The sequence below is a fragment of the Alcanivorax sp. DP30 genome, from assembly GCF_009882945.1.
In the GTDB taxonomy this organism is placed as follows: Bacteria; Pseudomonadota; Gammaproteobacteria; order Pseudomonadales; family Alcanivoracaceae; genus Alcanivorax.
In genome coordinates this window covers 886,396-901,241 of record NZ_WTUY01000004.1, presented here as the reverse complement: position 1 = coordinate 901,241, position 14,846 = coordinate 886,396, and the positions used below count along the sequence as shown (strand labels likewise).

The window sequence follows — 14,846 nt, the reverse complement described above, 5'->3', positions numbered from 1 at the left end:
CAAACTGACTGGTGGCTGAAAAGGGGCGCTATTGTCCCTCATGGGGGGGTTGCGGGCAAATGTCCGGCGCGTATTTGATAGCAGCGACGTCTGCCCGAAGCACCTGCCATGAAATAACGGTCTGACGTCGGGGGCCGGACGTCCGACCAAAATCTATATCAATTTATTTTGATTTAGTTTTCGATTGCGCTAGACTGCCCTTCTTATGAATGCACAAGCGCCCTCTACACCTGCCGCCGCGGAGATCACCGATCAGCTGGCCGGCTTCCTCAAGGCCGCAGGTGACCCCCTGCGGTTGCAGGTATTGCAGGTGCTTGGGCAGAGCAGCTTCGGCGTGCTGGAGTTGTGCGACATCATGGCCATGAAGCAATCGGGCATGAGCCACCACCTGAAGGTGCTGGCCCAGGGCGGATTGGTGGAGAAGCGACGCGAAGGCAATTCCATCTTCTATCGCCGCCGCCTGCCCCAGACCGACCATCCAGAGGGCGCCCTTCACAGTGCCTTGCTCGACCAGCTGGATGATGGCCAACTCGATTTGCAGGTAGCGCACCGGCTCGAACAGGTACAGAGCCAACGGGCCGAGCAAAGCCGGGCCTTTTTTGCCCGCCACGCTGAGCAAATGGATGAACAGCGGGAATTGATAGCCGACTACGGCCAGTACGCCGAACAGGCGCTGGAGCTTTTGCTGCGAGCCTGCCCGGACGGCCGGAAAGCCCTGGAGATCGGCCCCGGCGACGGCCAGTTTCTGCTCGAGCTTGCCGCCCGGTATGAAAACGTCATCGGCCTGGATAACGCCGAGGCCATGCTGGCGGTAGCCAGACAGGCTGTCGCCAAACAGCAAAATGTGGAGTTGATACTGGGTGAGTGGCCCGCCGGCGCCGACACCCTGCCCACGGTAGATGCCGTGGTGCTGAACATGGTGCTGCATCATCTGCCGTCTCCAGCCAGCGCCATCCGTGCGGCGGCACGGCAGTTGAATGACGGCGGCACCCTGCTGATCACTGACCTGAGTCTGCATGATCAGTATTGGGCCCACGAGGCCTGTGGTGATGTCTGGCTCGGTTTTGAAGAAACCGATCTGGTGGACTGGGCCGGCCGCGCCGGCCTGGTACTGCAGGAGAGCCAGTTCCTGGCATTACGGAACGGCTTTCAGGTGCAGGTGAGGACGTTCAAGCGCCTCGATTAGGGCACGATGATTGTTCCAGGTTTTATTACTTGGAGAAGGGTCGGACGTCTGACGTCGAAAGTCAGACGACGAAATCCAACCCTCTCCGTTTTTTTGCATCAGACTTCTGACGTCCGACGTCAGACCAGTAATCAAGGAGCACTCCAGAAATGAGTGAATATTCCATCTTTACTTCCGAGTCCGTGTCCGAAGGTCATCCGGATAAAATGGCTGACCAGATCTCGGACGCCGTTCTGGATGCCATCATCAAGGATGACCCCCACGCCCGCGTGGCGGTGGAAACCCTGGTGAAAACCGGCATGGCCATCGTTGCCGGTGAAGTTCGTACCAGCACCTATGTAGAGCTGGAAGATATCGTTCGCCAGGTGATTCTGGATATTGGCTACGACAGCTCTGACAAGGGCTTCGACGGCGCCAGCTGTGCCGTCCTGAACGGCATCGGCAAGCAGTCCGCCGATATTGCCATCGGCGTTGATGAAGCCGACGACAAGGATCTGGGTGCCGGCGACCAGGGCCTGATGTTCGGTTTTGCTACCAACGAAACCGACACCCTCATGCCCGCGCCGATCTTCTACTCTCACCGTCTGGTGGAACGTCAGGCGGAGCTGCGCAAGAACGGCACCCTGCCGTGGCTGCGTCCGGACGCCAAGAGCCAGGTGACCCTGCGCTACGAAAACGGCAAGCCGGTGGCGGTGGATGCGGTTGTCCTGTCCACCCAGCACGCCCCGCAAATCGGTCTGGCCGATCTGCGCGAAGCGGTCATGGAAGAAATCATCAAGCCGGTACTGCCGGAAGAGTGGCTGCACAGCGACACCCAGTACCATGTGAACCCCACCGGTATCTTCGTGATCGGTGGCCCCATGGGTGATTGTGGTCTCACCGGCCGCAAGATCATCGTGGACACCTACGGCGGTATGGCCCGCCACGGTGGCGGTGCGTTCTCCGGCAAGGATCCGTCCAAAGTAGACCGTTCTGCCGCCTACGCGGGTCGTTACGTGGCCAAGAACATTGTGGCCGCCGGTCTGGCCGACAAGTGCGAGATCCAGGTGAGCTACGCCATTGGTGTGGCCGAGCCGACTTCCATCTCTATCAATACGTTCGGCACCGGCAAACTGAGCGACAGCGAGATCATTAATCTGGTGCGCGAGCACTTCGACCTGCGCCCGCGCGGCATCATCGAAATGCTCGACCTGCGCAAGCCGATCTATCGCCCCACTGCCAGCTACGGCCACTTCGGCCGCGAAGGCTTCAGCTGGGAGAAGACCGACAAGGCTGAGGCGCTGGCGAAAGCGCTGTAAGAAAAACTGGTCGGACGTCAGCAGTCTGACGTCGGACGCTTGGGACAGGGAGGTCCTGAAGTGTCTCGAAAATATCAGCGCCTCAATGTGTGGCGTGGCGCCATGGAGCTGGCTGAAAAGGTTTATCTGATCACCCGACACTTTCCTGATGAGGAACGCTTCGGGTTGAGTCAGCAGATGCGCAGAGCCTCTGTAAGTGTCGCATCAAATATTGCTGAAGGATCAGGACGAGGAACCGACAAAGATTTTGTTCGCTTCCTGTACATCGCCAGAGGCTCACTTCAGGAGTTGGAAACTCAACTCTTTCTCTCAAGCCGACTCGCCTTTCACGACGAACTTGAGAAACTCAACCAGGATGTTGATCCCATTTACGCCATGCTCAACAACCTGATCCAGGCACTGAAAGGTGCATGAAAGCTTTTAGCGTCAGACGTCCGACCTCCGACGTCCGACCCCAACGGAGAACACCATGAACGCAAAAGCGGACACCTTCACCGACTACAAGGTCGCTGATATTTCCCTGGCCGACTACGGCCGCTCTGAAATCCATATCGCCGAAACCGAAATGCCGGCCCTGATCGCCATTCGCGAGAAGTACCGTGCCGAGCAGCCGCTGAAGGGCGCCAAGATCATCGGCTGTATCCACATGACCATCCAGACTGCAGTACTGATCGAAACCCTGCAGGCGCTGGGCGCCGAAGTGCGCTGGTCCTCTTGCAACATCTTCTCCACCCAGGATCACGCCGCCGCGGCCATTGCTGCTGCCGGCACCCCGGTGTTCGCCTGGAAAGGGGAAACCGAAGAAGAATACATGTGGTGCATCGAGCAGACCTGCCGTGACGGCAATGGCGAGCTGTGGGACGCCAACATGATTCTGGATGACGGCGGCGACCTGACCGGCTACATCCATGAGACCTACCCGCAGATGCTGGACAACATCCACGGTGTCACTGAAGAAACCACCACCGGTGTGCATCGTCTCTATGAAATGCTCAAGAAAGGCACCCTGAAAGTGCCGGCGGTGAACGTGAACGACTCCGTTACCAAGAGCAAGAACGACAACAAGTATGGCTGCCGCCATTCCCTCAACGATGCCATCAAGCGTGGCACTGATCACCTGCTGTCCGGCAAGAAAGCCCTGGTCATCGGCTACGGTGATGTGGGCAAGGGCTCGGCCCAGTCCCTGCGCCAGGAAGGCATGATCGTAAAAGTGACCGAAGCCGACCCTATCTGTGCCATGCAGGCCTGCATGGACGGCTTCGAAGTGGTGAGCCAGTACAAGGACGGCATCAACGATGGTAGCGAAGCCTCCATCAACACCGAACTGCTTGGCAACACCGACCTGCTGGTAACCACCACCGGCAACTTCAACGTCTGCGACGCCAACATGCTCAAGGCGATCAAGAAAGGCGCCGTGGTCTGCAATATCGGGCACTTCGACAACGAAGTGGATACTGCCTTCATGCGCAAGACCTGGGAATGGGAAGAAGTGAAGCCTCAGGTGCACAAGGTATGGCGCAACAAGGCAGAAGGCGACTTCCTGCTGCTACTGTCTGAAGGCCGTCTGGTTAACCTGGGCAACGCCACTGGCCACCCCAGCCGCATCATGGATGGTTCCTTTGCCAATCAGGTTCTGGCGCAGATGTACCTGTTCGATCAGGCCTATGCCAGCCACTCTGACACCGTGAAAGAGAAGATGCTGAAAGTGGAAGTTCTGCCCAAGCATCTGGACGAAGAAGTGGCCCGCTACATGGTGGAAGGTTTCGGTGGCGTGATCACCAAACTCACCCAGGAACAGGCGGACTACATTGGCGTTGGCGTCGACGGCCCCTTCAAGCCCGAGCATTACAAGTATTAAGTCGGACGTCTGACGTCGGAAGTCGGATGCCAAAAGCGTCAGACTTCCGACGTCCGACCCGGCCATCGAAAGCACTGCGCTTTCAATAAAGACAAACGCAAATGGCACACCCCATGAAACGAATCAGTTTTGAATTTTTCCCGCCGAAAACCGACGAGGGAAAAAGCAAGCTGCTGGCAACACAGAAAAAATTGCTGGTGAAAAACCCGGAGTTTTTTTCCTGTACCTTTGGTGCCGGCGGCTCCACCCGTGACAACACCCGCGACATGGTCAACAAGCTGCGTGAGCAGCATGGTGACACTGCCCCGCATTTAAGCTGTATTGGTCAGAGCAAGGACGAAATCCTGGAACTGGTCAACGGCTACAAGGAAGCCGGCGTCACCCGCATCGTGGCCCTGCGCGGCGACCTGCCTTCGGGCATGGGCTATGCCCAGAGCGAGATCAAGTACGCCGATGAACTGGTCACCCTCATCCGCGAAGAAACCGGCGATCACTTCCAGCTGGAAGTGGCCGCCTACCCGGAGATGCATCCGCAGGCACGCAGCTTTGAAGATGATATCGCCCACTTCAAGCGCAAGGTGGATGCTGGCGCCAACAGCGGCCTGACCCAGTATTTCTACAATGCCGACGCCTACGGTTACTACATGGATGCGCTGGACAAGATTGGCTGCGACGCCCCGGTCTATCCCGGCATCATGCCGATCCTCAATGTGGCCAACCTGCTGCGCTTCTCCAATACCTGCGGCGCCGATGTGCCACGCTGGCTACAGAGCAAGCTCAACGACATCAAGGATGATGATGCAGCAGTGAAAGCCTTCGGTGAAGAGGTGGTCACCCGCCTGTGCGAACGCCTGCTGGCCATGGGTGCTCCGGGTCTGCACTTCTACACCATGAACCAGGCCGGTCCGAATCTGCGCATTCTGGATAATCTGGGGCTTTAAAAGACGCCGCGTGCTGCACACTTTAACGCGGGCAGGGGTTATGCCAAACAGCATAATCCCTGCCCGCGTTTTCATGTGTGACAAACCCTCCCGTTTCCTCCTGTAGGAGTTCCCTTCCAGGGGACGAACCTCGCGCTGCGAGGCGACCGCAGGGAGGTCACTCTTCTCAGGTCATCGAAGCTGGATATTCGTAATACCCTTCGGTCGATTCCGTGCTGAGTACGGTTCGCGCCCTGAACGGCGCTCCTGCAGCGGCTTCGTAGAAATGCAGGAAATCGGGAACTATTTGGCATTTCNAATCGAGCGTAGCTCGTAGCTCGTAGCTCGTAGCTCGTAGCTCGTAGCTCGTAGCTCGTAGCTCGTAGCTCGTAGCTCGTAGCTCGTAGCTAATTATTCTTTATCGCGCTTTCCCTTAGCACATAACCGTATTTCCACACGCTGCTACACCCGCTTACCCTGAAAATACATTCACCCCACTGGCCTTGCGCCAGCCATCCATTGTGCGCAGGGCAGCGATTTCCTGGCTTATCCCGCCGGGAGGAGGCAGTCATGGCTACGCGCGCTTTGACCGATTTTCTCGACAACAACAATATCTATTACCACTGCTACAACCACGCACCGGCAGTGACCGCCGCAGAGGTCGCCCAGTCAAGCCATATTCCCGGGCGCCACATGGCCAAGACGGTGATTGTGGATGTGGACGGTACCCTCACCATGGCCGTGTTACCTGCAGACCAATACATGGACCCGGAAAAATTACGTCAGGCCCTTAATGCCAACCACGTCAGGCTGGCCACGGAAATGGAATTCAAAGACCGCTTCCCCCTTTGCGAGCCAGGGGGCGAGCCCCCCTTTGGCAATCTCTATGGCATGCCGGTGTATGTGGATGACACCCTGGTCAGCAAGGACTGGATTGCTTTCAACGCCGGCAACCATACAGAAGTGATCAAGATGGGCATGGGCGATTTCCTCAGGCTCAGCGAGGCCAGCACCTGCTCTTTCGCCATGCTGCATTGATGGGTACACCGGATGCGACGCCATTGCCAACCTCTCACCACGAGAGGTTGGCAGCGAGGCCGAAGGATAGTGATTTCCGAAGAGCCAAACCCGAATTCACCAGCTGCTGGCTGTGTTAGAGCTTTGCCTTTCGTAACTCGCCACTCGCAACTCACTCCTGCTTTTCTGTAACCTTTCCATCGTATTTGCATGCTAAGCTGTCACAAAACAGTAAACGGAAAGAGTGAATGACACGACGTACGAAGATTGTTGCTACCCTTGGTCCCGCCTCCACCTCAGAGACCATGCTTGACGCCCTTATTGCCGCCGGCGTTAACGTTTTCCGCCTCAACTTCTCCCATGGCAGCGCCGATGACCATCGCCGTACCGCTGACAAGATTCGCCACATCTCCGACAAGCACCAGCAGGCCGTCGCCATCCTGGCCGACCTGCAGGGCCCGAAGATACGCATCGGCAAATTCAGCGATGGCCCCATTGAACTCAAAAACGGACAGTCCTTTACTCTGGACACCGAGCTCGACGACAGCGCCGGCAACCAGGAAATCGTCGGCATCAGTTACCCGCCACTGCCTGACGATTGCGAACCCGGTGATGTGCTGCTGCTCAACGATGGCCTGCTGGAGCTGCAGGTGGATCGCATTGAAGGCACACGGGTGATCTGCACGGTATTGGTGGGCGGCACGCTCTCTGATCACAAAGGCGTCAATCGCAAGGGCGGCGGTCTCAGCGCCAAGGCACTTACCGAAAAGGACCTCAACGACATCATTACTGCGGCGGATATGGACGTGGATTTCCTCGCCCTGTCTTTTCCCAGGGATGCCGAAGATGTGAATGAGGCGCGGCGTCACTTCCAGGCGGCCGGAGGTACCGGCAGCATCATCGCAAAGATCGAACGTGCCGAAGCGGTGGCGGACGATGAAACCCTGGACCAGATTATTCTCGCCTCCGACGGGGTGATGGTCGCCCGCGGTGATCTGGCCGTGGAAATTGGCGATGCGGAACTGGTGGGCGTGCAGAAACACATCATCCGCCGGGCCCGGGCACTCAACCGTTTCGTGATCACGGCAACCCAGATGATGGAATCCATGATCAGCAGCCCGCAACCTACCCGGGCCGAGGTCTCTGATGTGGCCAATGCGGTGCTTGATGGCACCGACGCCGTCATGCTGTCGGCGGAAACCGCCGTGGGGGAGTACCCCAAAGAAACCGTTCAGGCCATGGATCGCATTATCCTCGGTGCCGAACGCACCTGGCAGGAGCGACGCACCGACCACCCCATGAATGACAGCGCCGACAACATTGATGAAGTGATCGCCATGGCCGCCATGCAGGCGGCTAACCGCTTGAGCAATGTCACCGCCATCATCGCCATGACCGAAACCGGCAACACACCACGACTCATGTCACGTCTGCGCTCCGGCATGCCGATTTTCGCCTTTACACCCACCCCCGCCACACAGCGCCGTGTTGCCATTCTCCGTGGTGTTCAGGCAGTTTCCTTCGACAGCACAGCGATCCCCAGTGAATCCGTGAACGCCCAGGCGGTGGAAATACTGGAAACGATGGGCCGTGTGAAAACCGGCGATCGGGTGCTGATAACCAAGGGGAACTACGCCGATGCACACGGGGGCACCAATACCCTGAAGATCGTCGAAGTCGGCAGCAAGATCCAATAGAGGCACAACGCTTCAACCTTTACGCGGTGTGGTGATACCTGTTTGATGGACTGCCCGCCGCGTAACCCCCTACCGACTGACGCCTGAACCCAGCGCTCAATTAACATTCCTACACCATACCCATACGCAAAAAGACGCTAATGGCAGCAGCACCGCTCTAGACTCGAATGACTCCAAAACCGTCGACACGTCCAAGGGGTCTATAACAATGAGAATTGGTCTGGTGGTGGATTCGGGCTGTGACCTGCCGAAAGATTTTATCGACGCCAACAACATCCTTGTCATGCCGGTACCCATCCGCATTGGCAAGGAAATCTACGTGGATGATCGCGATCCACAGCGGGCCCGCGAGTTCTACTCCCGTCATGAAGTGGACAAGAATCACGATGCGGAAACCGCGCCACCCAGCGTTGAGCAGATCCGCACACTGTTCCTGGAAAAAGCGGTCGTCGCGTTCGACTTTGCCCTGGTCCAGACCGTCCCCAAGAGCCGCAGTCCGATTTTCGACAATGCCTCGGAAGCGGCACACACCATTCTTTCTGACTACAAGAAATACCGTGAAGCGGCCGGCCTGGAAGGCCCGTTCCGGATTCGGGTCAGCGACAGCCAGACGCTATTTGCCGGGCAGGGCGTTCTGGCGGCGGAAACCATGCGGTTAATCAACAGCGGCATGAAAGTCGGCGACATTCGACAACGCATCAACGACCTGACCCCGAACACCACCGGCTATGCGGTGGTGCCAGATCTCTATTACGTCCACAAGCGCGCACGCAAGAAAGGCGACAAGAGCGTGGGCTTTGTCGGCGCTCTAATGGGCTCCGCCCTGGATATCAAGCCGATCCTCTGCGCACGACAGGACCAGACCTTTCCGGTGGCCAAGGTGCGGGGCTTTGATCAGGCCGTGGAAAAAATGTTCCGCCACGCCTGCCACTGTATTGAGAAAGGCTTGTTAGCCCCGATCGTCTGTGTCAGCTACGCCGGCGATACCGATGCGGTCTATCAGATGCCAGGTTTTGAAGCCTTCAAGGCCTGCGTAGAGCGGCACGATGTAGAGCTGCTGATCAGCCATATGGGGCTCACGGGCGGGGTCAATATCGGCCCCGGCGCTATCAGCGTTGGTCTGATCACTCCGCACAGCGAATTTTCCTGATCTCTGGCGCCCCGCACCCCTTTTTTGCTCAACCGCCATTTCTGAAGCGCCGGACAAATCCGGCTTTTCGGCAAAACCCCTGTGCCTTTTTTGCTGGCATAGTAGTGCCAGCAAAAAAGGAGCAACCATGTCTGATTCCATCAGCACCCTGAAGCAGAAAGGCTTTCCCGCCGACGCGCTGACCTTTATCGAATCCCTGCCTGCCGACCAGGCAAGCCAGCTGGCCGACGCCGTCCTTGCCGCACTCAGTACCAAGGACACTCGCGTAGAAAAAGCCATGAACAATGCACTCAATGTGGTACCGGGCCCCTTCCGCCGGCCGGTCAAGAAGATGTTGTTCGGATAACAGACAGGACAGATTCCCATGCATATCGAAACCCAGGCCGAACTACTCAAACTCGGCCGACTTCTGGAAATCGACGAAAACCAACTGGCCTTCCTGGATGGCCAGGATCTGGGCGCTCTGGCAGCTTTCCGCAGCAGCGTATCCACTTTTTTCTACAGCCAGCACCAGGACAGCTACCAGCGCCTTGCCGGCATCAGCAAGCTGGTGCCCACCGGCGCCAGCGCCAAGCTTGCCACCTCAGTGCTCGGCTCCGTGCTGGCCGCAGGCATCGCCTCCGAGCTGCCCGCCGACCGAGCCATCAAGCTGGCAGACAAGCTACCTGACGAGTTTCTGGCCAAGCTGTGCATCCATCTTGAGCCATCCCAATCCCGGGATCTGCTCGCGGCCATGCCCGACAAGATCGTTTCCCGGGTTGCCCAGACCCTGCTGGCCATGGACGAGCACATCACCCTGGCGCGTTTTGTCGCCGTGATTAAACCCTCTGCCCTGGCTGCCATTACCGCCACCGTGGACAGCGGCGAGGCGATGGTGAAAATTGCCTTGTACCTGGAAGACAAGAGCAAGCTGGATATCCTGCTGGAACTTCTCAGCGAAGATCAGCAACGCGCCACCGTCAAGGCCGCCACTGACCATGAGCTCTGGCCGGCTGTGCTGTCGCTCAATGGCCATATCAATACGGAGCTACGAGGCCAAATGGGTAACATGGTCGCCGAGCAGGGCGAAGCTGTGCTCAGCCACCTGATTGAAGTGGCCAGCGAACAGCGCCTGTGGACCAATCTGCTGCAGGCCGTGAATGCCATGGACAATCAGCACCAGCAAAACATCGTGAACCTGGAAACCCTGCGCAAAACACCGGTCATGGAAAGTCTGGTCAGCACGGTGACGGAAGAAAACAGTTGGGATGAACTGCTGGATCTTCTACCGCTGATGGACCAGGCGCATCTGACACCCGCGTTGTCCGTGCTGACAGGCTCTCAGGCCGCATCACTGGCGCCCGCCCTGGAAAACGCTCACGACAGCAAGTTGCTGGGACTGTTTGGGCACCTGCCCGACAATGCCATTGCCGACATGGCCAACGCCATCAAGGCCAATGCCAGCAGCCAGTGGCAGGCATTTGTTTCCCGTAACGGCGATGCCCATGAGATTGAGGCATTGCAAGCACAGATCAACTAAGAACGCTGCTGCGAACGCATCTCTGATGCGCTGAAAATCAGGCTTTTTCCCTGTTACTTATTGATCTGCCTGAAATGCCATGCGCCGGACAATGATGACCGGCGCATGGTCACCATTTTCCCTGCCAATATTGTGACACTTATTTTACAATGCCTGCACTTCCAGGAAGGAAGCATTCAATAAAGTCACAACATGGTTGGATAATATGAAAATGATCAAGGCAGTTATTCTGGGGGCAACCGTCATCATCACTTCCGGCTGCGCCACCGCTGTAAGCCCGGTGGGCAATGGCGCTCTTTTCACTTCAGTGAAAGGTCCGGTGAACGCGACCACCAACACTGGGATCAGCAAAACTGGCCAATCTTGCGCAACCAACATTCTTGGCCTGATCGCCATAGGCGACTCTTCCATCAGCACAGCCAAAGAAAAAGCAGGCATCAGCAAAGTGGCCAACATTGATCACCAAAGCACCACTGTATTGGGGCTGTTCAGCAATTTCTGTACTGTCGTAGAAGGAGAATAATCTCCAGGAGGTCTTGTATGACAAGGCCTCCCATTTCCCCTCAGGGCATTGCGGGAATTCATTCCAGGCACAATCATGCTGCAAGAGCTTGCCTGGCCATAACACATTGCGATGCCCCCGCCCCTGGCTTAATTTTTTCCACAACTCGTTACTCGTTGCAAAGCTTCTCACATTTCAGTTTCAGGCAAGCTCCTGCTGCGGCTCATATTCTCCACCAGAAAATCCACAAACTGGCGCACCTTGGGCGACAGGTGACGATGACGCGGGTAAACCACCCACACCGCAGTATGGTCACAGGCATACTGATCCAGCACCGAGACCAGACGACCACTTTTCAGGTCCTCTTCCACGTAATAGTCCGGCAACTGCACCAGCCCTAACCCCTTGCGGGCCGCATCCAGCAGCGCCATGCCGGAATTTCCTTTCCAGTTGCCCAGCACCTTACAGTGGCGGTGCTGACCCTCCACATCCACCGACCAGTTGTCCGCCGAACCCAGCAGGCAATTGTGCTGACTCAATTCGCCCAGCGTGTGGGGGCGGGCATGTTGCTGAAAGTACTCCACTGAGCCGACGATGTATTCCCGGCGCGGACACAGCTTGCGGGCAATCAGCGTGGAATCCGGTAGCGCCCCGGTTCGGATCGCCACATCGAAACCCTCGTCGACGATGTCCACCCGCCGGTTGGTGAAATCCAGTTGCACGGACAGTTGCGGATGCTGGGCGAGAAAATCATTGACCAGTGGCGCAATGAACCGCTCGCCGAAGGTGGTGGCGCAGGTGAGTCGCAACACCCCGGTGGGTTGCTGCTGGAAATCACTGATCGCATTCAGTGCCTCCTGAAAACCATCAAACAGCTGGCCGCAATGCTCGAAGTAAACCTGCCCCGCATCGGTGAGTGTCAGCCGCCGGGTGGTTCGGTAAAGCAACTGGGTACCCAACTGGGTTTCCAGCCGTGCCACCAGCCGGCTCACATGGGAACCCGACACCCCCAGATAACGGGCCGCATCGGCAAAGGAGCCGCGACGCACCACCTCCACAAAGGCTTCAATTCGGTCCCAGTGCTGCATTCACCACCCCATTAATGCTACTCAGCAATAATCAATTGCCGAATTGTGCCTTATCCACCGATTAGTGTCTGCGTATAGTGAATACAGACCTGAATAGCCCGTCCGGGCCGTCGCCAACAAGGAGTCATCATGAAGTCACGTGCCGCCGTCGCCTGGGAAGCAGGCAAGCCCCTGGTTATCGAAGAAGTGGATGTGGCCGGCCCCAAGGCCGGTGAGGTGCTGGTGCAGATCGTTGCCACCGGCGTCTGCCATACCGATGCCTACACCCTGTCCGGCAAGGACCCGGAAGGCATCTTCCCGTCCATTCTTGGTCACGAAGGTGCCGGTATCGTCCAGGAAGTAGGCGAAGGCGTCACCAGCCTGAAGCCCGGCGATCATGTGATTCCGCTGTACACGGCCGAATGCCGCCAGTGCAAGTTCTGCCTCAGCGGCAAGACCAACCTGTGCCAGGCGGTGCGCGCCACCCAGGGTCAGGGCCTGATGCCCGACAGCACCAGCCGTTTTTCCATGAACGGCAAGATGCTTCACCACTACATGGGCACCAGCACCTTCTCCGAATACACCGTGGTGCCGGAAATTTCCCTGGCCAAGGTGAGCAAGGAAGCCCCCATGGACAAGATCTGTCTGCTCGGCTGCGGCGTGACGACCGGCATCGGCGCGGTTCTCAACACGGCCAAGGTTGAGCCGGGTTCCACCGTGGCAGTATTCGGTCTTGGTGGTATCGGTCTGTCGGTAATCCAGGGTGCGGTGATGGCCAAGGCAGAGCGCATCATTGCTATCGACGTCAACGACAGCAAGGAAACCATGGCTCGCCAGTTTGGCGCCACCGACTTCATCAACCCCACCAAGTACAGCGACCCGATTCAGGATGTGATCGTTGAGCTCACCGACGGCGGCGTGGATTACTCCTTCGAATGCATCGGCAACGTCAACGTCATGCGTTCCGCACTGGAATGTTGTCACAAGGGCTGGGGCGAATCTGTCATCATCGGCGTGGCCGGTGCCGGTGAAGAAATCTCTACCCGTCCGTTTCAGCTGGTCACTGGCCGAGTCTGGAAAGGTTCTGCGTTCGGTGGCGTCAAAGGCCGTACCGAACTGCCGGGCTATGTGGACCGCTACATGACGGGCGAGATCAAGCTGGATGAATTCGTGACTCATACCATGGGTCTGGAAGACATCAACACGGCGTTTGATCTGATGCACGAAGGGAAAAGCATTCGTTCTGTAATCTTGTTCTGATTTCCACTGTGGGAGCCAGCCTGCTGGCGATTGCTTTGTAACGGGGGAAAGCGAGTAACGAGTTTTGAGTTGTGAAAGGCAAACCATGACAAGGCCGGGTTTTGACTTTCGAAACTCGCTTCTCGTAACTCGAAACTTTCCTCCTTGCCTGAGCCCGGATCGCTTGCAGGCATACCCTGACGAGCACAGATAGCTCCCACAGCGGCCCCGAAAAAAGGTTTAGTCATGTCTGATATTGAACTGATTTCCGCCACCAAATCCTTTGGTGGCTGGCTGAAACGTTACAAGCACCGTAGCCATGTGCTGAACTGCGAGATGGTCTTCGCCATTTATTTGCCGCCGGCGGCGGAGGAACAAAAAGTGCCCCTACTGTGGTGGCTGTCCGGGCTGACCTGCACTGATGAAAACTTCATGCAGAAAGCTGGCGCCCAAGGCACCGCCGCAGAACTGGGCATGGCCATTGTCTGCCCGGACACCAGCCCCCGTGGCACTGACCTGCCCGGCGAGCATGACAGCTACGATTTTGGTTCCGGGGCCGGCTTCTACGTGAATGCCACCCAGTCACCCTGGAGCCAGCACTATCGCATGTATGACTACGTCACCAGTGAGTTACCGGCCCTGGTGAGCCAGCACTTCCCTCTCAACGGCAAGCAAGCCATCAGCGGTCATTCCATGGGTGGCCATGGTGCCCTGATCAGTGCGCTGAAGAACCCGGGTCGCTACGCCTCCGTATCAGCGTTCGCGCCCATCAGCCATCCCAGCCAGTGCCCCTGGGGGGAGAAAGCCTTGAGCGGCTACCTGGGCGAGGATCGGGAAAGCTGGAAAAACTGGGACAGCTGCGAACTGATTCGCCAGCTGGGCAGCGACTTGCCGTTGTTGGTGGACCAGGGCGAAGCCGACAACTTCTACACCGATGGCCAGCTGCTACCCGAAGATCTGCAGGCCGCCTGTCAGGATGCCGGAGTAGAATTAAACCTGCGCATGCAACCCGGCTATGACCATTCCTACTTCTTCATCGCCAGCTTTATTGATGAGCATTTGAAATATCACGTGGAGAAAATGAAGTAGGGCGCGTCTTCCTACAGCTAACCCTTGAATTAGCTGTAGGAGTTCCCTTCCAGGGGACGAATCGAGCGTAGCGAGGCGGCCGAAGGGAGCACATTCTCTGGAGAGCTGTCGAGACCGGAGGCATCTGATCGCCCTTCGGTCGATTCCGTGCTTCGCACGGTTCGCGCCTCAAGATGCGTTATTCGCTTCGCTCTCCCTACGGGCCGCACTGTGTGCGTTACTTCGCTCCGCTCCGTTCCTGCAGCGACTTCGTAGATAAAGCAGAGGATTCGATGAACTTTTTTGGTTTTCTCAAGCGTAGTTT

General features: G+C 57.4%; 14 protein-coding genes. 13 read left to right on the top strand and 1 reads right to left on the bottom strand.

Annotation, left to right across the window (positions count from 1 at the left end):
- Positions 1–205 precede the first annotated feature (205 nt).
- The 11 genes from GQF00_RS10455 (at position 206) to GQF00_RS10405 (ending at position 11,168) form a co-directional block, all read left to right on the top strand.
- On the top strand, positions 206–1,186 hold the full coding sequence (locus GQF00_RS10455) for a metalloregulator ArsR/SmtB family transcription factor (protein ID WP_161319085.1): 981 nt from the start codon (positions 206–208) through the stop codon (positions 1,184–1,186).
- A 149-nt stretch (positions 1,187–1,335) separates the two neighbouring features.
- Positions 1,336–2,484 (top strand): methionine adenosyltransferase, encoded by a 1,149-nt coding sequence (metK, locus tag GQF00_RS10450; RefSeq protein ID WP_161319084.1) that lies wholly within the window; start codon positions 1,336–1,338, stop codon positions 2,482–2,484.
- A 60-nt stretch (positions 2,485–2,544) separates the two neighbouring features.
- On the top strand, positions 2,545–2,898 hold the full coding sequence (locus GQF00_RS10445; RefSeq protein ID WP_161319083.1) for a four helix bundle protein: 354 nt from the start codon (positions 2,545–2,547) through the stop codon (positions 2,896–2,898).
- A gap of 55 nt (positions 2,899–2,953) precedes the next feature.
- Positions 2,954–4,342 (top strand): adenosylhomocysteinase, encoded by a 1,389-nt coding sequence (ahcY, locus tag GQF00_RS10440; protein WP_161319082.1) that lies wholly within the window; start codon positions 2,954–2,956, stop codon positions 4,340–4,342.
- 113 nt (positions 4,343–4,455) lie between these two features.
- Positions 4,456–5,283 carry a methylenetetrahydrofolate reductase [NAD(P)H] gene (gene metF, locus GQF00_RS10435; RefSeq protein WP_161319081.1) on the top strand — a complete coding sequence of 276 codons (828 nt, stop codon included), beginning with the start codon at positions 4,456–4,458 and terminating at the stop codon, positions 5,281–5,283.
- A gap of 549 nt (positions 5,284–5,832) precedes the next feature.
- Positions 5,833–6,300 (top strand): aminoacyl-tRNA deacylase, encoded by a 468-nt coding sequence (locus tag GQF00_RS10430; RefSeq protein ID WP_161319080.1) that lies wholly within the window; start codon positions 5,833–5,835, stop codon positions 6,298–6,300.
- Between the two features lie 227 nt (positions 6,301–6,527).
- Complete coding sequence (pyk, locus tag GQF00_RS10425; RefSeq protein WP_161319079.1) at positions 6,528–7,976, top strand: pyruvate kinase; 1,449 nt, start codon at positions 6,528–6,530, stop codon at positions 7,974–7,976.
- Between the two features lie 208 nt (positions 7,977–8,184).
- A complete protein-coding gene (locus tag GQF00_RS10420; RefSeq protein WP_161319078.1) occupies positions 8,185–9,126 on the top strand; it encodes a DegV family protein in 942 nt (313 codons plus the stop codon).
- Positions 9,127–9,253: 127 nt separating this feature from the next.
- On the top strand, positions 9,254–9,472 hold the full coding sequence (locus GQF00_RS10415; protein WP_161319077.1) for a hypothetical protein: 219 nt from the start codon (positions 9,254–9,256) through the stop codon (positions 9,470–9,472).
- Positions 9,473–9,490: 18 nt separating this feature from the next.
- The gene (locus GQF00_RS10410; RefSeq protein WP_161319076.1) at positions 9,491–10,645 is read left to right on the top strand and encodes a hypothetical protein; all 1,155 of its coding nucleotides are present in this window, start codon (positions 9,491–9,493) and stop codon (positions 10,643–10,645) included.
- Positions 10,646–10,850: 205 nt separating this feature from the next.
- The gene (locus GQF00_RS10405; RefSeq protein ID WP_161319075.1) at positions 10,851–11,168 is read left to right on the top strand and encodes a TRL-like family protein; all 318 of its coding nucleotides are present in this window, start codon (positions 10,851–10,853) and stop codon (positions 11,166–11,168) included.
- A 167-nt stretch (positions 11,169–11,335) separates the two neighbouring features.
- Here GQF00_RS10405 and GQF00_RS10400 read toward each other — a convergent pair whose 3' ends face one another.
- Complete coding sequence (locus GQF00_RS10400; RefSeq protein ID WP_161319074.1) at positions 11,336–12,235, bottom strand: LysR family transcriptional regulator; 900 nt, start codon at positions 12,233–12,235, stop codon at positions 11,336–11,338.
- 129 nt (positions 12,236–12,364) lie between these two features.
- Here GQF00_RS10400 and GQF00_RS10395 point away from each other — a divergent pair, with 129 nt between their 5' ends.
- Together GQF00_RS10395 and fghA are read left to right on the top strand one after the other, a co-directional pair.
- Positions 12,365–13,474: an S-(hydroxymethyl)glutathione dehydrogenase/class III alcohol dehydrogenase gene (locus tag GQF00_RS10395; RefSeq protein WP_161319073.1), complete on the top strand. Its 1,110-nt coding sequence runs from the start codon at positions 12,365–12,367 to the stop codon at positions 13,472–13,474.
- Between the two features lie 225 nt (positions 13,475–13,699).
- Positions 13,700–14,542 (top strand): S-formylglutathione hydrolase, encoded by an 843-nt coding sequence (gene fghA, locus GQF00_RS10390; RefSeq protein ID WP_161319072.1) that lies wholly within the window; start codon positions 13,700–13,702, stop codon positions 14,540–14,542.
- The last annotated feature ends 304 nt before the right edge of the window (positions 14,543–14,846 follow it).